This is a genomic window from Elusimicrobiota bacterium (assembly GCA_041658405.1).
Lineage (GTDB): Bacteria > Elusimicrobiota > UBA5214 > JBBAAG01 > JBBAAG01 > JBBAAG01.
Map to the genome: position 1 here is coordinate 12,659 of JBBAAG010000024.1, position 24,910 is coordinate 37,568.

Annotated in this window: 3 protein-coding genes, 1 tRNA gene and 1 riboswitch; all 4 genes read left to right on the plus strand. The window is 46.4% G+C overall.

The features are described 5' to 3' along the window. Nucleotides 1-52: 52 nt before the first annotated feature. A tRNA-Thr gene (locus tag WC955_06040) sits at nucleotides 53-124 on the plus strand. Nucleotides 125-227: 103 nt separating this feature from the next. Next, nucleotides 228-367: riboswitch (cyclic di-GMP riboswitch) on the plus strand. 11 nt (nucleotides 368-378) lie between these two features. Next, entirely contained in the window at nucleotides 379-978 is a 600-nt protein-coding gene (locus tag WC955_06045; GenBank protein ID MFA5858609.1) for a hypothetical protein, read from the plus strand. A gap of 185 nt (nucleotides 979-1,163) precedes the next feature. Next, a complete protein-coding gene (locus tag WC955_06050) occupies nucleotides 1,164-3,404 on the plus strand; it encodes a HEAT repeat domain-containing protein (protein ID MFA5858610.1) in 2,241 nt (746 codons plus the stop codon). Then, the coding region (locus WC955_06055; protein MFA5858611.1) for an Ig-like domain repeat protein at nucleotides 3,405-24,910 on the plus strand (21,506 nt) is incomplete at its 3' end.

The window sequence follows — 24,910 nt, forward strand, 5'->3', positions numbered from 1 at the left end:
TTACATTTTCTTATTGTAAATAATGCCCGTGATAATATAGAATAACCTCATTGCTGGCGTAGCTCAGTGGTAGAGCAATGGTTTCGTAAACCATAGGTCGGAGGTTCAACCCCTCTCGCCAGCTGTGATTTTACTTGACATTTTGAGAAAACTTGCTATTAATGTTATCGAAGAGTGAAGCAGTAGTAGAGTGTGTGATAGCGTTTTAGGTAAATTTTTAGCAAGTTTACTCGAAACGGCAAACCCTACCGAAAGGGGGGGACGCAAAGCCGGTCAGCTGAAAGGCTGGCATCTCAAGTATAATTTGAGATATGGGCCTAAGTCCCAGGAGTGCAGTTTTATGGGATATGGCGGCTAGGTTACCGAAAGTAGACGGGTATGGTAAAGAAAAGGTTAGTACAGTACAGTTTAATAGTGATGTTAATGTTAACCGGGAAGGAACTCGGTTGCGTGTCATCTGTCGGTTTCTACAGCGGGAATGTTGTTGGGAGTATGCAGGTGATGGCGAATAGTGAAGTAACCGGGTTTAAGGCATTCCTTCCCGGTTTTTTATTTTCCGAAATTTACTGTACTGACTTTGATGCGCGTGATGCGCAGGGAAACAAGGTTACTACCGCAAGTGTACTTGAAGATCTCCGGAACCTGTTTTTGGTATCATTTATTACAAATTACATGAATCCGGAACTACGTTCAATCGCCGCCTATGTCAAACGTATGAATGAAATTCTGGGGTTACTAAAAAAACATTTCGGTGTTCCCCTGAAAAAAATTATTACCGGCGGTATGCCCGCAGCAATGATTATTGTGTTGCGGTCATTGAACGAGTTTATCCGGCGGGTGGTGAATGTCTTAAGTACCGCCGCGGCGGGTAGTAGCGGCAGCAGCAGCGTTGTTGTTGCTTTATGTGTTTCCTTGTGTGCAGTTATGTTGTTACCATATTCGAAAGTAGTGTTGAGTTCGGTAATCCTCAGGCTTTAACAAGTTTTGCGCTTCCCTTTCGGCTTTTCCAAAAAAACAGTAGTGTAGTGTTGCAGTAAAACCGTTGTATCTTATAGTAGGTTGTTTATGTAAGTCGTGTAGTATGTCCATGAATTACGTACTATGAGTTATAAGTTGACGAAAATGTGGCAAAAGGGTTGTATTAAGTTAGGTAAAAGGATTATATGAGATTAGCTTTAGTGTTCAACCCGTTTAAGTATAAGGTTCATGAAGAAAACCTGAGGGTAGTCCAGAAGTACTTCGGGATGTTTCCTCCGTTATCTATTTCCTGGGTTGCTGCTATTGCCCGTACTGCAGGGCATGAGGTTACCATCATCGACGCAAGGACGTTGAGGTTGTCAATGCAGGACGTTGCTGCGCAGTTAAAACAGTTTAAGCCTGATGTTATCGGTGCAATGATGACAACGTATATGTTCCCCGAGACACTGGAATGGTTGAAGTATTTACACGGGGAACTCCATACTGCCGGGATTAAAACTAAAGTGCTGGTGGGAGGGTATAACCTGCGTGTTTACCCCAAAGAATCGTTAAGCCACCCGGAAATCGATTTTGGTTGTGTGGAACACGCGCAGTATACCGTCCCATCGTTATTCGAACATCTGGAACAAGGGAAGAGTGATCTTTCTGCCGTACCGGGCTTAGTGTGGAAACGCGGGGCTGAGATTGTTATTAACCCGCATCCGCAAAAGGTTGAATTTGACAAGTTTCCATCACCCGCACGGGATCTTTTACCTAACGATTTATACGCGGAATTTCCGACCCAACACAAGAATTTTACTGTTATGATAACCTCCCTGGGATGCCCGTATACCTGCGAGTTCTGTGAAGCAGGCGGGTATGCTTATAACCCGCGCCGGCCGGAGACCGTGGTTGCTGAGATGAAGGAATGCGTTGAAAAATACGGTATCCGCGAGATTGATATTTTTGATTACGAATTCACGGCAATGCGTTCACGGGTGAAGGAAATATGCGAGCTCATGATTAAGAATAAGCTTGATATCCAGTGGGCTTGCCGGTCAAGGATTGATACCGTAGACAGTGAACTCCTGAAACTTATGCACGATGCCGGATGCCGGAGGGTATACTGGGGGATTGAGCATTCTTCACAGGCGGTACTTGATAGTTTAAACAAAGGTATTACCGTTGAGCAAATACGTGAAACTGTGAAACAGTCTAAACAGGTTGGGATGCAGAACCTCGGGTTTTTCTTAGTTGGCGTACCGGAAGAAACTAAGAAAACTGTTGCCGGGAATGTTAGGTTTGCGAAAGAACTCGGGCTTGATTTTGTGCAGTTTTCCAAGCTCCTGGCAAAACCGTTGACTCCGATGTGGAAACAGGTGGTGAAGGATACCGGTAAGGATTATTGGCAGGATTGGATTCTCGGGAAAGAAACTGACCGTGAACTCCCGCGGCCGTGGTTGAAATATATCAAAAACTCGGATGTTGATAAACTCGCGAAATGGGCGTATGTGAAGTATCATTCACGGATAGGGTTCTTGATAAGTCACACGTTTAAATGTAAGTCACTGGGTGAGTTTATCCGCAAATTCTTTGCTTATCTTGAGATGTTATTCACTCAGGAAGATGTTGCGAGGCCGGCAGAACGTTTTGTCGCGTACTCCGGGAACCTTATCAAAGTTTTACTTCGCAGGGGTGATTACCGGAAAAAGAATAAAACTGTGCAGGTATTCGCTATGATAGCTTTAAACATATTCGCGTTGCAGTTCGGCGGGTTAAGCTTATATGCTCTCGACGGGAAAGGTAAGTCCGCAGCTGTGCAGTTGAAGGATAAACAAGCTTCCCGCAGGATGGATGCTGTGGTTGAATTAAAGAAATATAAAGGCGATAAAGACGCTGTCAATGGTATAGTTAACCTCATCAAAACTGAACAAAATATTGAGGTAAAAATTGCTGCTATTACAGTACTCGGGGATATCGGGGATAGTTCTGCGGTGAGTACGTTGCAAGCTGTCGCGGCGGATACTTCCACCATGGTAGGTGTAGCTGCGCAGGAAGCGCTTATAACACTTGGAGACCCGCAGGCAGTAACGTATTTCGCGGGTGTAGCGAATGATAGTACCGCATCGCTGAGTGACAGGATGTACTCTGTCCGTAACCTCGAGAAAGTGAAGAGTGTAAATGCAGTGAATGCATTAAGGCCGTTATTGTCGTCGGAAGATGCACAGTTAAAACTTCGTGCGATAGTAGCAATCGGAAATATCGGGTTGCCGGAGTCAATATCTGCGTTGCAGGCGGTAATTAATGATAAAGATCGTGAGGTCCGGTTGGCTGTATGTAACGGATTGTTTTTAATGGGTACTTCAGAAGCGTTAAGTGCTGTTAGTATTATGAAAAATGATGTTGATGAAGAAATCAGGAATAGGGTGGTAAGAAGGTTGAGATAAATGGATAGAAAACGTGCAGTTTTCAGTTTAATATGCATGTTTTTAGTTCTCGTACTGTTGCCGCAAAATAGTTACGCTGAAACTAAGATGTATCCAAGTGCTACAAGTGCATCGGACGCGCCTACCTCGCCCAATACACCGGATACAAGCCGAGGGGCGAGTTGGAGCGCATGGGGTACGCCGTATACCATAAAAAAGATGGTAACAACCGACCCGGGCGTGTCTAGCCCACAAATAGCTGTGCATAATCAAACAACATCCGGTGATTTGTTTTATAGAGGGTCGGATATTTTTGTATCTGAACCATTGAAAGCGCAGATGCTAAGCAGTGGTACTGTATGGGAATTTGCAGTGAAGGCTGGATGCGATAATGCAGATAATACAGATGACAACTATGTACGTGTTGCTCTGTATGTATGGCGCGGTGGTGTAAAAGCGCTTGATATTATTCCCGCTACTACACATGGGACAGGGTTTGGTAACGCTGCATCGACGGCAACTTATACTTTTAATAATGTTTGGGGAAGTTCTACTACTTTACAGGATAATGATACTATTGTTTTCGAAGTAGAGTATTATAGCGTAGCTGATACGCAGTTTAATAAAAATTATAATACCTTTTACAATATTACCGGTGTGTATGTAAGAAAATCAGACCAAAACCTGGATTTTTTCACGTCACCAAATATTACCAGTATAGTTCCGACGACGTTGGGGCAGGGGTGTGTAAATGAACTTATGGGAATTAAAGGGTCTGACTTACAGAGCGATGATGTTATTGAAATCTATCGTGATGGTGTTAAACTTACGGAAGTAAATATTTATTCTACTCAGATGTGGGTTGATAGTATTACTTGCAGGATAGATATTCCTTATACAGTTCCCGTTGCTCCAAATACGGTTTTGAGATGCAGCAGGCTTGCAAACTCAACTCTAAACGACGAAGAACCGTTCACTATTAGTTCTTATCCTGTTACAGGTATAACCCTACCCACTGCAAGTCAAATTTATAAAAGCCTGCCAACAGTTTCAGGTACTGCTGACCCAAAGGGAGGGTCAACTAGTTTTGTCTGGGTGAGAGTGATGAAAACCTTGGCTGGTGATGATGAGTACTGGATAGGATCTGGATGGACTACCAGCCCGTCAGGAGATAATGAATGGTTAGCAGTAACCCCCGCGGATATTTGGAATTACGGGTCAACAGGTGTGGGGTTTGACTCAGCAAATAGTTTGTATAACATTACCGGCAAAACTAAGAATAGTTATGGTGGTATCGAAAATATTGGTTCCGGGGTTAGTTTCCGGTACGACGCTGATCCGCCTACTACTAATATTTCAATTCCTCAAAACAACTTATTCTCAGGTCAAACGTTTACTTATACCGGAACTTCAGTTGATAACTCGTATTCCTACGGTTTTGGTATCAGCAGCGTACAGATAAAAGTGCAGGATCAAATTAGTTATGATTACTGGCAACAAGGTACTGGTTGGGTAGGGTCTGAACTGTATGCCTGGAATGTCTGTACAGATACTGGTCCGTGGTCGTATACCATCCCTGCGAGTTCGTGGACAGTTGGAAGGTATTATACTATAAATATCCGTGCAGTTGATATAGCTGAGAACATATCTGCTTTATACTCTACTTCCACGTATGTATATGATACATATTATTATTCAGATCCTACAGAATACCCGAACTCACGGATTACCGCACCCGCTGATGGCGCGTATCGCGGTGTGACTTGGTTAAAGGATACAGGTATCCAGGGTACGGCAAGTGATAACCTTTACGGCGGGATAGATTTTACCAACGGCGGGGTAAAGTATGCTATCAAATGTAAAGGCGGTACCTATAACGATAAATGGTGGGCTGTAGATAACTGGCAGACAGATCAGTATTGGAATAGTATACCGGGGACTGAAATCCATGAATCCGGTAGTGCGAATGCAGTAGGGAAGTATTATAACGCTACCTGGGCAGCGAAAATTGCGTCGGCGTTGGATTCCAACCTATGGCCGGATAATATTTCATTTGATTTTATTTCTAAAGCACGGGATATTGTTAGTACGTCCTACAGCGGGCCGAATTATGAAATTGTTTTTAATACAATCTCATTTACGCTTGACCGCGGGGTCGCATCATCTACTATCACTTATCCTGATGTTAATGTAAGTATATATGTTCCAGCGCAGCCGTTGAAGTTCGAAGGTATTATGGAAGATACGTTGTCGGGAATAGCAACTTCCGGTGGGGTTAAGGTAGTATTCCAGCGCTTATCCGATGGTGCGTATTACAACTCTACCAACGGCTGGGGTGCATGGAGTGAAGCGTTACGTTGGAATAATGCGCAATATGATATTACGTACGGGACTTGGACATTCCAGTACAACTACACTACCCACGGGAATTTAACGTCAGGTGATTACAATATTGTGTGTAAAGCAAAGGATAACGCAGAGAATGAACAGTTCGTGTTTACCTTAGATATTGCGTCAATTACAGTGACTGTAGACGCTACTGCACCGAATACTATGGTAACCCTTCCTCCGTCAGATGATTTGTATTTTAAGGATATTGGAACAATTTCCGGTACCGCGTATGATGCAGCTCCGGATAAGGTGTATGTACAGATAAAAGATTTAGCGTATTCAACTACCTACTGGAGCGGGCATCTGAACCAATGGGGAGATTATCCTTCCTCTACATGGACGACTGCAGGAACCTGGACTCCATGGACCATACCAAATGTTACCTTTACCGCAGGGCATAGGTATATGGTTAAGTGTTACGCTATTGATAAACAAAATAATAGTGAGACAGAAGCTTTGGGGGATACAAAATATTTCTATTACGACAACAGTACCCCGGCGTCGTTGGTTACTTTACCCGTGAATGGTAATACATATATATCCTTGCCTTCAATCTCCGGTACAACTAATGATGATGATACGTCAGGTACAACGTATGATGCCGGGATTAATAAGGTTTATGTTCAAATAACAAAAGGCGGGGATACGCAGTCGTGGAATAATACTACACAAGAATGGGTTTCCGGGTTGACCACATGGAACGACGCACTCGCGGTCTCCGGTGGGTGGCTAGAATGGAAATTCACGGTTAACGGTAGCCCGTTTGAGACTGGGTTTACGTACCGTATTCGCAGCCGTGCAAAAGATAATGCGATTGATGCGTTAACTCAGACCGCGGGGAATGGAAATAAGGAGTTCGACCCTAACCCTACTCAGGGAGAAGCGCCGTATACAAGTTTTATATTTGACCCCACACCACCGACATCGTTAATTCTGTATCCTACCGCCGGGGATACGCGTATAAAAATTAATTCTGCTCTTAATACCATCAGCGGTACTATAAAAGATACCGATGGAATGGTGCGTACCAGCGGAGGGGTGTATCTAAACATCTGGCGTGTAGGTGAAACTTATGCATGGAATGGTACTACATGGGAAGATAAAATTACTCAAACCGCAGCAGAAGATACTTGGGTAGTATTGGAAGGTTTTACCGGGAATAATAATTATACACCCTGGACAGATTCAGCAACGTGGAATGTCACAATGGCAAACACAGACTTTACCGATGGGAAACAGTATCGCGTGCGCGTTAAGGCGTATGATAAAGCAGGGAATTATGATGTTGTGTGGTCCACCCGCACGTTCTACTGCGACCGTTCTGCTCCTACGTCAAGGGTTACTGTACCGCTAGATGGTGCTTATAAGAATACGGCAATAGTAACGATTTCAGGTACCTGTAGCGGGACACAGAATGAAGATGTTCCTGCGAGTGTTGACAATATGAAACTAAAACTTTACTTCAAAGTAGGTGAAACTACCTGGTGGTGGACACACACAGGCTATCCCGGTGGTAGTTGGGTTGAGGATACCGAACCTGACTGGCGGTCTGTGCAGAGTATGGATGGCGGTGTGACTGAACAAGTGTGGTATTATAGTAATACTTCATTATCATGGACTGACTCTACTACATATTATGTAACAATAAAGTGCGTAGATAAGGCTGCAAATGAACAAACCCCGCAGTTGTCATCGTTCTGGTATGACGTTTCAAAACCAACGGTGGCGGTTACAATGCCAAATCAAAGCGTGATGTCTACCCTCTCCACTATTTCAGGGACGAGTTGGGACCAAACTGCAGGGTTTAATACAGATGATACCGTGCAGATACGTATCCAGGCGTTGTACCAGGGCGCAACGTACTGGGATTGTGCAACACAAACATGGGTTGAAAGTTTACCGGAGACATGGAATCTTGCGGATAGTTATACGGGTAATCAGTGGAATAAAGTCTGGCAGTTATACAATAACTTACCCGCAGAATGGACTCCTGATGTTAATTATCAAATCAATGTTCGTGCGACGGATAAGGCTGGGAATGTAACCGTAAAATACGCAACGTCAACTTTTAAAATTGACCCTACTGCGCCAACGACATTGATACAAAAACCCGGTACCAACGGTAAAATGTTGAATTACGAGTGGGCAACACAAACTATCGCCACGATTTCGGGTACTGCAAAGGATACCACCAGTCAGCTTTCTCGCGTGGAAATTAGAATTAAGGATTTAACCTATTCCAACACTTATTGGTGGACAACCTACTGGGCGGAAGGCTCATCGTGGAGTATTACTTCCGGAGGTACAGGCGGGACACCTGGGACATCGGTTAATTGGTACTACAATATGCCGATAGCAAGCCTTACCAGCGGGAAAAAGTATACGGTTGAAGCACGGGCAGTTGATTTTCCTGGCAATACCGATGTTACACAAGTCAGCGGGACTGATATGATGGAAAATATATTGACTGATTTCACAAATCCTGTTTCTACGGTAAACGTTCCAAGTCAGAACGCTGTTACAAAGTCCGGTTTTGTTACCATAAGCGGAACATGCACTGATCCTTTGGGTGCCGGTGCGAATAAAGCCGATATCAATCGTGTGGAGTTAAGGTTAAAGAAAGCGTCTCCTCCGCCGGTAGAGTATTGGGATGGGGATTCATGGGAAACAAGCGAACCTGCGGATTATACTGATATTCCCGGGGGTAATTTTGAAGACCTTGGCAGCGGTGTACTGAAATGGTGGTATACGTTCTCAGGGGTATGGACAGATAATGCGAGATATGAAGTTGTCGCGCGGGCTATTGATGATACGGTGGTTGGAGCGGAAACTGCGTTGTCGGGTAATGTAGAATGGTCGTACGGCGCGCCGCCTAACGTACGGACGTTTTATTATGACCAGACCCCTCCGCAGTCGTGGGTGAGTAATGTTACCGATTTGTCATATAAGAAAACGTTGGATACAATTTCTGGTACTACAAGCGATCAGTCAAGTTCATATTCTATCGTTGAAGTAACTTATGTTGTAGTGAATGTTGTACGGTTGGAACCTACACCGATGAAGACCTGGACTGGTGGTGCATGGACTGACGGTGATTTACAAACCAATGCCTACTGGCGAGGGGCTAGTTTTGTGGGATACTCAAGCGGTACGTGGACATATCCGTCAGGCGGAGATACTAAGCCCGGGTGGGAACACGGTGCAAAATATCGTGTAGTATCAAAAGCGTGGGATAAAGCGCAAAATTATGAAGTTAATTTAAACACTGTCACGTTTTACTATGACGAATACCAAAGCGGCCCGCCGGAAAACCCGGGGTCTGATATAACAAGTCCATCAAGTGATTATCATATAAATGATTGGACAAAAATTATGTCTTCGTCCGGTACTTCGGTAGATAACGATACCGGTAAGTTGTATAAAGTAAAAGTGTTATTCCGCAGGTTCACTGATAGCGCAACGAGTTATTGGACGAATACGTGGAATGATATCGCGAGTGTACCAAGCGCGGTTACCTGGCCGGAAGCTGCGGCAGTAGATGGTGCGTTTAATTCACAGTCAGAAAATTGGTATTTCAACGGCCCGCAGTCCGAAGCGAACTGGGTGCCCAATATTATTTATTGTATAAACACTGAAGCGTGGGATGATACACAACGGAATAATGAAGGTTCCGGAAATTATGAAGTAAGCCGTACCACGCATTGGTATGTGTTCGATACTGCAATACCGACGGGGACTATTACATCTCCAACATCGCCATGGTATATCGCTAACACCGGGAAAATTGAAGGCACCTGCGCGGATTCTGCACCCGGGATTGTACAGAAAGTTATGCTGCGGTTGAAGCGCACAAATGATAGTCATTACTGGGACTGGGACGTGAACAGCGGTTCATGGACAACCACCGGCGCGCCGGAAGTGTGGAACGAAATATCGTGGACCGCAGCGGTAACATCCGGAACACTGAGTACAAACGCAACCTGGTGGCAGTTCGGGTCGCAGCCATGGGAAAATAATAAGTCATATCAGGTAGATATTCGGGTATACGATAAAGCTACTAATATGTTCTCAAATTCTGCGGTTTATACCACTACAATAACGTTTAGTGCAGATTTTGAGAATCCATCGTCTACAATAACACTTCCGAATGAAGGGATTACTTCTAATAGTTTGCCTACAATCTCGGGTACATGCAGTGACGTAAGCCCGGGACAAATTGCGGGTGTAAAGTTGCAGATAAAGTATACCGGCAACTCATTTGGTGATGCAGCAGTTGCGCCGGGGTATTGGAACGGTACTGACTGGCAGAATGATGAGTATTGGCTGCCTGTAACTTCTATAACACTGGTATTGCCGGACAGAACTACATGGTATTATGACAACGGCGGGGCAGGGTGTAATTCTATTTGGGCGGTAAAAGGTAATGCCAAATGTTTTGATATCCGCGCATATGCAGTTGATGCTGCGAGTAATACTAGTTCGTACCCGTCTGACGGTGTGGACTTCAAGTATGAAACTCCTCCACCGATTACACGGGTAACACTACCGCAGTACCAGGATCCATATTATCACACAAATGTGGATATAAACTCTATCGAAGGTACGGCAAATAGTTATACCACCCTTACTGATGTGTGTGTGCAGGTAACTAGTACTGCATATAACTGGTGCGGGACGTCGTTTAGTGCTACCTCAAGCCAGTATGTATGGTTAGGTACAGCTACCTACACTGCAGCAAATCCGAATTTATGGACTTTTGACTCAAGTGGAATCAGTTGGGTGCATAATACTTCCTATACGGTAATCTCCCGCGGGTTCGGGCCGTATGGGTATGAGGCAACTCCGCAAACTAATATTTTTATGTATGACGATCCCGCAACGGGTAAACCTGACTCATGGCTGGTGACACCTGCTGCAAATACGCCGTATTATAAAGAGCTCGCAACAATTACCGGAACTGCAGCTGATGCTAATAACCTTGGTAAACTGTATTCCTTAAAAGTAGCAATCCAGCGGACATCAGATAATAATTATTGGATAATAACAAGTTCATCATGGTTATTGAATAACGATCCGCCGGATAGCGAGGCTGTGTTCAATACAGCGACGCTTGCGGAACAGGGCGTTTCGTATAACTGGCAGGTTATTCTAACCTCCGTACCGTTTGTAGATGGTACACAGTACAGGGTATGGTCAAAAGTTACGGATCAAGCTGGGAATGCTCAGAACGGATACATTGCAGCACAGAATAAGCGTGATTTTATTTTTGATACTTCATCGCCAACTGCAAAAATTATAGTTCCAGTACACGGTAGTACAATCACTGCGTTAACCACAATTACAGGTACTGCATGGGACAACCTGGGAACCGGAGTATTGAGAGGTACGTTATACGAAAAAGTTAAGATACAGATTAAGGAAAATATTGCTACACCGAATTATTGGAAAGGTTCATCGTTTGGTTTAGGTGCAACTTGGGTAACTGGTACTGTTGAGGTGCCGAATATATCATATTCTTCATGGACTTTGGTATTTGACCAGACAAAACTTACGCATAACAGGTCGTACACAATACTGGTTTCCGCATTTGATAACGCCCTACCCGGCGGGAATACGCAGTACATTTATGTAGCAGGCGATTCGTCGGTAACGTTTAAATGGGATAACGAGGCGCCGGTTGTTACAATCACATATCCGCCCGGGTCGGGGAGCAGGTATAATTTGTTGAGTATGACTTATGAAGGTACCGCAACTGATGTTCCCGCGGGTGTAGTGTATCCCGATGGTGTAAGGATAAGGCTCAAACGGTTTGTAAACGAGACAACGAGTTACTGGAATGGCAGTGGGTGGCAGGGTACCGAACCTGGAAGTTTACCTGAAGCGACCTACGATCCTGATACTAGCAATTGGCAGATGGTAGTTAACGACCTGCCGTCGGATCAGTGGTACAATATTTCGGCGAAAGGTATCGATAATGCAGGGAAAGAAGGGACACTTGGTGCTGGGTATGATTTTATGGTGGATACCACTCCGCCAGTATCTCTGGTACAGTTCCCTGTACAAAATAAATTTTATAAATCTGTAACGTTAGATACAGTATCGGGTACTGCTAATGGGGCACTTGCTGGGTTGTCAAAAGTGGAAGTAAAGGTTAGCAGCTGGAACGTAGCAACTTCTGAGTGGCTGACGGTAATTAATTGGCATGACGCAGATGGCGGAACCGGTGCGGGGAATGTTGTGTGGTCCAGCACATGGCAGCCTACCGGCGGGTGGAAAAATGATGTTAAGTATGCTGTGGAATCACGGGCAACTGATCTCGCAGGGAATACACAGGTCGTTGTGTCATCAAACATTTGTATTGTGGATAACACAACTCCTTCTTTAACACAGAATGTTCCTGTTGCATCGTCAAACTGGAATATCTTAGGTATTACTTCGGGTACGGCTACAGATTCCGGGTCGTGGGGACAGTATATTGATTCTGTTACCGTAGCTATTGAACGGTTGTCCGATAATCAGTATTGGAACGGGTCAAACGCGTTTAATTCTGAATCTGCGGTTTATTCAACAGCGACTTTGACATTACCTAAATGGGAATACGACGATTTTTATGGGTATATGACAGGTAATATTAACTACAAGTTTTATTACCGTATATATGACGCTGCGGGAAATAGTAATGTTGGATCAGAAACCAGTGTTACTGTAACTAAAGATACAACCACTCCTTCTTGTACTATATTATACCCTGTTAATGGGAATAAATATCAGTCTGTATTAACTATCAGCGGGACAGCAGTGGATTACGATTCTAATGGTTCACGTACGGATAAGGTGTGGATACGGGTAATAGATATTGCGGGTAACCTGGAGTGGAACCCAAATAAGTCGCCTTCCGCAGGATGGGATTCTTTGCAGACAGATGCATCGTTGGGATATATAAAAGCAACATTAGTTATAGGTGATGCTGATTGGAATGCGGGAGCGAATGAGTGGCGGTTGCCGTATTCATGGAGTGCCGCGGACGTTACGTGGTCTGATAATAAGTTGTATTCAATTGAAGTAAAAACGCGTGACCGTGCATTGAAAACTTCAGATGTTACATACACAGGTAACTGGCAGACAGTAGCAACGACAATCGCGTCGTTTACCATAGACCAAACTACGCCAACTCTGGGGATAGAACTTCCCGCATATGCTGCCGGTATAAACTCGTATAGTTCATTACCTACGATTACCGGTACGTCAAACGATTCTAATGCTAATGCGTCAGGTGTTAACAATGTAAAAGTTGTTGTTCGTGACCTAGGGACACAGTTGTACTGGAAAGGGACATATTCTCCGACCTATGATAATAATTGGCAGGATGCAATAGAACGTGTTTCAGTATTAGGGACAGTAACGTGGTCTACTGCTACGGCAGCGTTTACAAGTAATAGGAAATACAAAATCTGGGCGGAAGTTCATGATAATGCCGGGAATGATCTGGAGTATGATATTCCTACAGTTGGCGGGTATGAGTTTAGGTTTGATAATACCGAACCAACATCCAGAATGACATTGCCTGCGAGTTTATCGTCTGTCGGGCCGAATAGTTCTTTAACAGCTATCACAGGTACAGCAGTGGATGGTTCTGACTGGAACAGCGGGTATGAAAGTGCAGGGGTTGGGTTTATCAAGATTAAAGTCAGGAGGTCAAACGATAACTGGGCAACCTGGACTTTCTGGCAGGGCGGCGGGTCATGGTCGTCACCTTCAAAGTCGGATTATACGGATGATCCGGGATTCACTATAAACGTTACCGGATTCAGTACATCAGGGGATGTTTTGTATAGGCGTTATGTATGGAATCTTACCCCGAACTTCCCGGTGGAAGATAATTATCAGTACGAAGTTCAAACCCGTGCAACGGATCTTACAAGTCCTGTAAAAACAGAATCTGCTGTTTACGGGTCAACATTTACATACGATAGTACCACACCAACATCGAGAGTAACAAAACCGCCAATCAGCGGATCGGCATACGATCGAAATATCGCAACTATTTCCGGTACTGCTGAGGATTTGAACACCATGGCAAGCGATGTTAGTACTGTTTATATTTCAATTGCGCGTTTGTCCGGTGCAACGACTGTATGGTGGGGTGGGTGGGTTAATAATAATTTTAATGATGGGTACAGCCAAACCTGGGCAACTGCAACAATCGTTGATACGTATACCTCTTCCGTTACATGGAAAGCTATACCCGGGTCCGCATTATGGGAAGATACAACGTCATACTGGGTAATCTCAAGAGCTAAGGATAATGCGGCTAACTACGAAACCGGGTGGACATCCACAACTTTTATTTGTGATATAACCCCGCCGAATGCTGAAATTGAGTATCCAACTAATGATACTGTTTATGATATCGCGTACTTAACGAGTATTTCAGGGACAGCGAGTGATGTGTCTCCCGGGCAAGTTAATAATGTAAAAATATCTATCAAATGTATTGATGCTACAGCTAGTATTGTTGATAAGTTCTGGAATGGTTTATCTGGTCAGTCTGGATCATGGATTGCAGATCCGGGTTCTACAGGTGTGTGGGTTAATATCGGGAATATTACGTGGAACTACAATACCACAGCGGTCTCCTGGGAGAGCGATGCGGATGGGGTTAAGTATAGAGTTGAAATATTGCCGTATGACAGCGCGTATAACGTAGACCAGTCTACCGCTGCAATAGAATTTTGGGCTCAGTCACCGTTGCCGGTAACCTCTGTAACAATGCCGGGGACTGAGAATGATAAGTATTATAAGTTTGCGACTACCATAACATTCGAAGGTGCGGCTAATGATTATACTAAGTCGGATAATCCAATAAAACCGGGTGTTGCTGTGGAAGTAAGGATAAGTTCGGAACCCGGGTATACTACTTACTGGAGTACACCTGCAATGAGTTGGGGTGCTGCGTATTGGAACCAAACAACATTCAGCGATGGAGCAAATTATTGGTCAATCCCAGTGTCATCCGATGCGTGGGTGGATAATATACGGTATTTAGTACAGTCAAAAGGGTACGGCCCGGCTGGTTCAGAGACACCGGGGAGCAGGTATTTCTATATTGACCGTACAGCACCGTTAAGCCATATTGTAGTACCCTCTACCGGTAGTTTTGCTAGGGTTGTGTATACAATCACTGGAACTGCGATTGATACGACACCCGGGAAAGTTGATAGCGTACAATTATCTATCCGCCGTGGGTCGGATTGGTATTACTCAGGTGCTGCGTGGGCACAGGGTGCGGAACAATGGTTGACCGCATCAGCTGTTGATGGGACATTTGATACCACAAGTGACCCATGGACTTATACTGTTACATATCCAACAGAATGCTGGGCAACAGAAGGTACTTATTATATTCGCAGCCGGGCAAAAGATAAGTCTGTACCGTCTGGGAATACACAGGATCCTGCATCAGAGATAAGTTTTGTGATTGATCGTAGTTCACCGACAACGGGATTGATTTATCCTTCAGCATATTTGGTAAGCACTTTGTCGTCTATTAGCGGTACAGTTAATGATACACCGGCGGATGGTAAGTGGCAGAATATTAGGTTGAAAGTGTTGGAGGTTTATAATACATGGTACTGGCAAGGGCTCGCGGGATGGGATACGCCGGAACGGTGGACATCCTCGGGTGAGAGCGATAATGATACTAATTACCGTCTATACACAACCTCCTGGGCGTATGCTAATATAACCTGGAATTCGGGGTATAAATATAGAGTTAAACAAATTGCGGTTGATAAAGCTTCTAATGTTGAGACAGAAGGGTCGTGGTATGAGTTCTTGTACGATATTGAAGCTCCGACATCGACGGTAAATTTACCCACAACGGATGATAGGTTGAACTATACTCAGTTGTCGCAGATAACCGGAACAGCGCGGGATTTCACTGCACGTGAATGGGTGTCTGTTGTTTCTACAGCGATAGCACAGAATGATGGTGTTAATATCGCATTCAAGGCTGCGTCTGGATTCTATCAGGGCGGCGGGGACTGGACAAAAGCTACCCACGAGTGGTATACCACAAATTATGATTCTACAACCTATCTTTGGACAAGACTGACTAATACGGTTGGGACTTTTATTAATAACACAACCCCTGCGGATGGTACCTACCAGATTATTGCACGGGCAAAGGATAATGCAGGGAATTATGAGGTTAACTATAATACCCGGACATTTATCTGGGATAATACCGCGCCAACGTCGTTCACTAATTATCCGTCTAGCGGGAGTTATATTGATTCGTTCACTAATCTAATTGAAGGAACGTGTAGCGATGCGTTGGCTGGGATGCGGGAAATAAAAGTGTATTTCTACTATAGCGATGAGGGAACTGATTATTATTATACGGGTTCCACTTGGACGACAGATGTGCATTTCCGTACGGTGTCTAAAAACAAAGAAACCGGTACGATATCGTGGTCGCTTGCTGTATCTAGCGGTTTAGTTGATGGTGAGTATTACGCGGTGAAATCAGTTGCGCTTGACTGGCCCAATAATACGGAAACATCGCCAAAAACTATTTATTTCACCAGCGATAAAAGTTATGCTACGGTGAATACCACATATCCTGTTACAACAGAATATTATGGTGGTAGTTCAAAACAGGTGAACGTGATTGCGGGTACGGCAACCGATACAACATCGGGAATAAATCGCGTTAATATTCGTATACGTGAAGGATCGAATTATTGGGATGGCGATTCGTGGGAAGTAAACCCGTCAACCTGGATGATCTGCGTAGGGTCGGGGACGGGAACTGTTGCGTGGTATTATAACACACAGATACCTACGTGGGAAAGCGGAAAGAAGTATTATATTAACTCCCGGGCGTATGATAATTCGATAACCGGGAATTTGTCGCCGGCTACAACAATAGAGTTTACATATGATACGCAATATCCCACAGCTGCAGTTACAACACCAAATCTTTATTATGAACGGGTTCTAACAACAATTTCTGGGACGGCAAAAGATTTGGGTGATTCCGCTAATAACTCTGGGTTTAATTCGCTTCAAGTGTTGATACAAAAGAATCCGCCTGCCGCTGCGTATTGGAACGGCACGAATTTTGATGAAAACAATCCTGATAGCGCATGGCAAACTGTCAGCGGGTTGAATTATGCGGTGGGTAACACGTCGGTTAATCCGTCGACATATACCAACGTACCAAACTGGTCAACAGAAGGGTCTGGCCCGTATTTAGTACGCATGCGCGCAACTGACCGCGCGGGTAATACGTCGGCAAATATATTGATATCCTCATTTACTTTTGTTTTTGATAATACTGTTGCCGAGTCTACTGTGACCTATCCCGCAAATAATGTCGCGTACCAGTCGCTCGTAACAATTTCAGGTACTATGTATGAAGGTGTGTCAGGGATCAACTATATACAAATCGCAATTGCAAACCAAATAGGTAATTTCTGGGATGGCAGCGGGTATAATTCTGAGTCATCTTCGTGGAACTATGTTACTGTCTATCAGGATTCGTGGACATACACAAACACGAATCTGTATTCTACGCCGGGGAATAACACGTATAACGTGCATGTAAGAGCCGTGGATAACGCTGGGAATTCTCAGTCAGACCCTTCTGATTTTCTGGCAGTCGGTAGGCCGTACAGAGTTGACTATTCTTCACCAACATCAGCGGTGACATCAATAACAGCAGGGACGACAAGTTATTATCAGGGCGGGGTTGTGACAATCGCAGGTGATGCGTCGGATACTGCAGGCGGTGCGATTGGGACACTTAGTGTTAAGATCAGGATTAAGAGAAGTAATCAGGATTATTATAACGGTTTAGGTGGGTGGGATCAGAATGCGCCATCAATCGATTTTCCAATACCTTCGTCTAATGGTACTAGCTGGTCAACCAGCGGTGACTTATCCGGGATTTTTGAGGATGGATATCTATACGAAGTTCAATCCCGCGCAAAGGATGCGTCCAGCCCTCAGAACGTGCAGGTAGTGTATTCAACATCAACATTTATCATAGACAAGTCGTCACCGACTGCAACTGTAGAAATGCCCACGGCTACAGCGAGAAATTATAAGTTGTTTACCGATTTATATGGTAATTTAGCTGAAACATTTGTGTCGCAAACAAGATGCTATGTGTCAAGCGTTACTACAACACAAATATCGGTAAAACAGCATGCCGGGGTAAATTATAGTGAAGATAAGTATTTCCGTACAAGTGATAATACGTTCCAGGCAACGACAGAGTATTTGAATACTGCATATACTTGGACATCTTCGTGGACATACACGATGTCGAACTCGTACTGGGTGGATAATACAAGTTATAGCGTTAGAGTAAAAGTGTTTGACCGCGCGGGTAATTATGTTTTTAGTAACAGTACATACTTTGTGTTTGATACGTCTGCGCCGCTGTCGATGACAAATTTGCCGATTGAAAACACTGCGGATACTCCGTATGAGTCGTTGCCTACTATCTCTGGTACGGCAAAGGATCTTGTCGCAGGTGAGCTTGCTAAAATGGATTTCTTGCAGATAACGTTGGAAAAAGTGCCGGGAAGCGGTGTGTTCTGGACGGGTTCTACCTGGGGTTCAGAGACTAAATTGAGCACTACTCTTAATGGGACAGTTGGTGTTACGACGTGGACATTTAGTACATCGGGAGTTTTGTGGTCAGGTGCATTGACGCAGTATCGTGTGAAATCGTATGCGTTTGACCTGGCGGGAAGTACACAGACAACGTTTATGGTACGCGATTTTTATTATCGCCCTCCGCCGCCAAAGACGGTTGCTACTTCTGCAGTTGAGGGGCGGTACTATAAGCTTAATAACCCGGATAGCGTGTCCGGTAGCCAGGAAAATTGTTCAAAAGTTGAAATAGCAATTCTTAGGAATGACGGGGCATATAAAGATTATTATTATCAAAACGTTCCTGGAGATTACTGGGTTAATTCGTCGTCGTGGCATGTAGTTGGGATTACAGGGGGGACGTGGAGTTTAGATAATCCGGATAGTATATGGTCTGCGTTGTCAGGGTCATCAGTAACTTTTAAGTCACGGGGGACGTCGGTATATGACGAGTCGTTGGTTGAAACACTTGAAGTTTCTCCTAATGTGGCTGTTAATATATGGTTTGATTATGTTAATCCGGATTCTGTTATTAATTTACCGGTAAACGGGGATCAACGGAAGTCGTTGTTGACAATTTCAGGTACCGCAAATGATACCGGTGCGATGATTCGCGAAGTGAAGGTTAGAATTTCTAGCGGGAGTACGGATTGGGATGGGCAAAACCAGGTGTGGACTGATCAGTCTTTACCGAAATGGAGTACCACGACTCTTACAGGGGCAGGGCAAACAAGGACGTGGTATATCGTTATGCCGGATACCGCGTGGAGTGATTCTATTGAGTATACAATTCTTTCACGTGCGGAAGATAATGTGTATCCTCTGCCAGGTAATCAACAGGGGAATGGTGCTGGCGGGACAAGTGTAGATTTTACTTATGATATTATTGCACCAACTGCTACTATTGTTGTGCCGGTAACGTCCGGGGAGTATACTGGGTTGGTTACAATCAGTGGTGATTACGAGGATAAGTCACCGGGGGAAAAGCAGAGTGTTGAGATCGCAATCCAGGACCTTACCGAAGGCGGGTATTATGACGGTGCGGGTGGTTGGGCTGGGATCGTGTGGATTTCCACAACCACGCAGTCAAGTGAGTTTAAGTTATGGGCGGATAGTTGGACATATGCAGATACTCAAATTACGTGGACGAGCGGGAAAAAGTATTTGGTGATCGCTAAATCACGTGACCGCGCGTGGAACTGGCAGACAATATTTGTTAGCGGGACTTCTTCTAACACATTTACTATTGATAATACAGGGCCTGAAACTTTGGTTACGCTTCCTTCTAGTGGCAGTAACTTTAATTCTTTAACCTTCATTAGCGGTACTGCTGCGGATAAGCCTAATTCCGGTGCTAATAACAACAATGTCGGGATGAACGTCAGTGGGTGGGTGAAGCTTACAATTGAAAATGTTACTGATAGTAAATATTATGATGGTTCTAATTTTGGTAGTACTGAAGTTTCAACCCGTACTGCTTATGCATTAAATGCAAATTTAACTGAGTGGCGTTATCCTGAAACTGGTAACCTTAACTGGGTAAGTGATAAACAGTATAGTGTACGTACATGGTCCGCGGATGACGTCGGGAACGAAGAAGACGCGAGTGTTAAGTACACACTGTACTATGACACAACCCCGCCGGTAAGCCGGGTAACGACGCCAGGAGACGGCACAACGCAGAAGGTCCTTACGGTGATAGGCGGCACGGCGAACGGATATTATACAGGGTTAAGCAAAGTAGAGGTCAAGGTCTCAAGCTATAACGGCACCTCGGATGTCTACACGTGGACGGGTTCAAGCTGGAGCCCGAACGTTCACTGGGTGGACTGTGCCAACGATACCAGCGGTATAGGCAACGCAACGGTTAACTGGACATATGGCGGGATAAGCTGGAACGACGGCGCGCGCTACCGTATAATCAGCCGCGGGTACGATAACGCAGGCAATTACGATATAGTCTTAAGCACGGTAGTTTTCTGGTACGACACAAGCGCACCGGTCTCAAGGCTGACGGTCCCTGGAGAAAGCGGTACAGGCTATTACGGCCCTGCGAACACGCTCCTGACGCTCAGCGGCACAAGTGCGGATAACTTAAGCGGCGTGGATAAAGTATATACGCGTATCTATAACGAAACGGATAACAGCTACTATCACCCTGGGAGTACGAGCTGGGAAGTAGGTGTAAGCAGCTGGCTGGTGAGCGTAGATACGGACCCGTGGAAACACGCGAGCCCGTCCTACAGCGACAAAAAGGTTTATAAGATCTACAGCCGTGCGGTAGACTGGGCTGGCAACTTAGGCGAATGGACCACAGGAACGTTTAGATGGGACGAGACCTTACCGAAATCATGGCTTACGTCCCCGAGCACGCATTACCACAACACATTAAGCCAGCTGGCTGGAACGTCCTCGGATGCTGAGACCAACGCCAGCGGGCTGGACATAGAACAGCTAGCGATCCAGGACGTAGGCGACAGCGGGCTGTGGTGGAAACCCGACACACCGAACTACGGCTTTACGCAGAATGACACCTACTACTTTACGGTAAGCAACACAGGCGGCAACTGGAGCCACCAGGTGAGCACCCCGACGTGGGTGACGAACACGAGATACCTTGTGAAGACCAGGACGCGCGACCGCAGCTTAAACATCTCAACGGAAAGCGTTCTTGAATGCACATTCATGTATGACACGAGCCTGCCCACGAGCACGGTAACTGACCCTGACTTAAGCAACGAAAAGAGTTTAGCCAGTATCTCAGGCACGGGAGCGGACACACCCGGGGAAGTAAGCGAAGTAAGCGTGAGGATAAAGGATGCGGATATCGGGTGGTGGTGGGACAATACAGCGGGCCAGTGGAAAGCAGAAGGAAGTTCAGAAGGGCAGATCCTGCCGGAAGGCGCGTGGTTCACCTATCCGTTGATGAACACCTCGGGCAACTGGAGCGCGTGGAGCGCGACATTCACCTGGACACTGGGCAAGCAATACCAGGTAATGAGCCGGGGCAGGGATAAATCCGGGAATTATCAGGTAATCTACAGTACCAGCCCGCAGTTCAGGTATGACAACGTAGCTCCGGAGAGTTACGTCATAAGCCCTTCCAACGGCGGGTACATAAGGAGCTTAAGCACGATAACTGGCACATCAAAGGACGCGGGCCTAGGCGGCAGCGGAGTCAACGCGGTATATATCGGAGTGAGGAACAACGCGCTGGGCAGCTGGTGGAACGGCACGGGCGGGAGCATAGAGAGCGACAACTTCAACCAGAGCGCTCCTCCAGTATATTACATAACAATAACGCCCACGGGCGGAGAACCCAAGAGCTGGGAATACACGTCACTGACAAAAACCAGCGGCGACTTAAAGAGCGGCACGAGTTACTATATCACAGTAAGGTCGCGTGACACAGCGCTGAACACGGAAGATTTCTATAGTATCCGCGGCAGCACATTCATATTTGACGACACAGCGCCGGAGAGCCGTATGGCCTTACCCTCAAGCACAATGACATACGTAAACTACCTTCCTACGGTAAGCGGCACAGGCGCGGACATAACAGGCACGCGAGCGTTAAAGAGCGGCGTCAGCGCGGTGAATATAACGTTCAAGGACACGACCTCAGGAGCAAGTGAAGAGAACAAATGGTGGGAGAACGGCGTTAGCGGCGGGTGGACAGCAACGCAAGCCAGCACATGGACAGCCAAGACCGCAGACGGCTGGGCGGTCTGGACGAGCACGTATGTTAATGACTGGAAAGACGGTCATAGTTATGAACTAAAATACTGGAGTGCAGACAGTGCGCTGCCGGTCCCCGGGAATGAAGAAAGCGTCAATACCAGGACATTCACATATGACATCACGATTCCAACGGCATCGATAATCTTACCGGTGACCGCCGGGTATTACGGCGGGCCTGGCAAAGTCCTTGGCAACATCACAGGTACGGCAGTTGACAGTATCTCAAAGGTCAGCCGAGTGGAAGTAGCTCTGCAGGAAGCCTGGGGCAGCGGTATGTGGTACAACGGCACGAGCACGTTCAGTGCAACTGGTGTTGTATGGAGCACCGCGGAAGTAACGGGCAGCGGAGTGGTGAAGAACTGGACGTACATAACCCCCGCGCTGATAGACCAGACGAGCTACTGGGTAAAGGTAAGGGCAGTGGATACCGCGGGTAATACGCAGGACTGGACGACAGAAGGCACGAGCGAGAACCTTTTTATGTACGATGTGAGCCTACCCACGAGCGTGGTGAGCGTCCCGGTAACGGGCGGGCATTACAATACATTGAGTTCAATAACCGGCACCGCGAAAGACGGCATCGGCATAGCAGCCAACATGGTGGAATTCGGCATCCGTGAATACCCTGGGGGCCCGTGGTGGAACGGAAGCACGTTCACCGTGGTCTTAAGCACAACGCACTGGGTGAGAGCTAACAACGCAGCCTCAGGAGCGTACCAGGGGATAACCTGGAGCAGCGGCACGCTGGTCTTCCAGAGCGACCGCGAATACTTGATGAGGACCCACGCGATCGACATGGCCGGCAACATAGGCCTGGCGAGCGCGGATGTATTGGTAGTCTATGACATAACCTCGCCCACAGCGACGATTGTTATCCCTGCCGAAGGCGGGGAGTACAGCGGAATAACGACGCTCAGCGGCACGTATGATGATCTAACCCCCGGGCAGAAACAGAGCGTTGAGTTCTATATATACGACATGGTAGACAGCGTGTATTACAACGGCACCGGCGGCTGGGGTGCGCAGGTATGGCTTAGCACGACAAGCGAACCCAGCGACTTCAAATTATGGGCGGACAGCTGGACGTATGCGGACAGCCAGCTTACGTGGTCCAGCGGCAAGACATATTTAATGGTAGCGAAGTCAAGGGATAAAGCGTGGAACTGGCAGAGCGTATATGCAGAAGGCACCTCGTCGAACACGTTTGTCATAGACACAAGCGATCCTGAGACATACGTCACGCATCCAGCGCAGTACATCAACACGTCTGCATATATCAGCGGCACAGCAGCGGACAACCCCGCGGGGACGAACGTGGGGCTTAACTCAACGGGCTGGATAAAATTAACGATCCAGGCGACGGACGACTCGAAGTACTATACAGGCACGGGCTTTACGTCAGTTGACGTAACGACGCTAACGGCAACGGGCCTGAACGCGAATTTAACAGAATGGCGTTATCCCGACAGCGGCAACGTAAGCTGGGCGAGTGACAGGGGTTACCAGATAAGGGTGTGGGGCAAAGACGATGTGGACAACGAAGAAGACGCGAGTGTTAAGTACACACTGTACTATGACACAACCCCGCCGGTAAGCCGGGTAACGACGCCAGGAGACGGCACAACGCAGAAGACCTTGACGGTGATAGGCGGCACGGCGAACGGATATTATACAGGGTTAAGCAAAGTAGAGGTCAAGGTCTCAAGCTATAACGGCACCTCGGATGTCTACACGTGGACGGGTTCAAGCTGGAGCCCGAACGTTCACTGGGTGGACTGTGCCAACGATACCAGCGGTATAGGCAACGCAACGGTTAACTGGACATATGGCGGGATAAGCTGGAACGACGGCGCGCGCTACCGTATAATCAGCCGCGGGTACGATAACGCAGGCAATTACGATATAGTCTTAAGCACGGTAGTTTTCTGGTACGACACAAGCGCACCGGTCTCAAGGCTGACGGTCCCTGGAGAAAGCGGTACAGGCTATTACGGCCCTGCGAACACGCTCCTGACGCTCAGCGGCACAAGTGCGGATAACTTAAGCGGCGTGGATAAAGTATATACGCGTATCTATAACGAAACGGATAACAGCTACTATCACCCTGGGAGTACGAGCTGGGAAGTAGGTGTAAGCAGCTGGCTGGTGAGCGTAGATACGGACCCGTGGAAACACGCGAGCCCGTCCTACAGCGACAAAAAGGTTTATAAGATCTACAGCCGTGCGGTAGACTGGGCTGGCAACTTAGGCGAATGGACCACAGGAACGTTTAGATGGGACGAGACCTTACCGAAATCATGGCTTACGTCCCCGAGCACGCATTACCACAACACATTAAGCCAGCTGGCTGGAACGTCCTCGGATGCTGAGACCAACGCCAGCGGGCTGGACATAGAACAGCTAGCGATCCAGGACGTAGGCGACAGCGGGCTGTGGTGGAAACCCGACACACCGAACTACGGCTTTACGCAGAATGACACCTACTACTTTACGGTAAGCAACACAGGCGGCAACTGGAGCCACCAGGTGAGCACCCCGACGTGGGTGACGAACACGAGATACCTTGTGAAGACCAGGACGCGCGACCGCAGCTTAAACATCTCAACGGAAAGCGTTCTTGAATGCACATTCATGTATGACACGAGCCTGCCCACGAGCACGGTAACTGACCCTGACTTAAGCAACGAAAAGAGTTTAGCCAGTATCTCAGGCACGGGAGCGGACACACC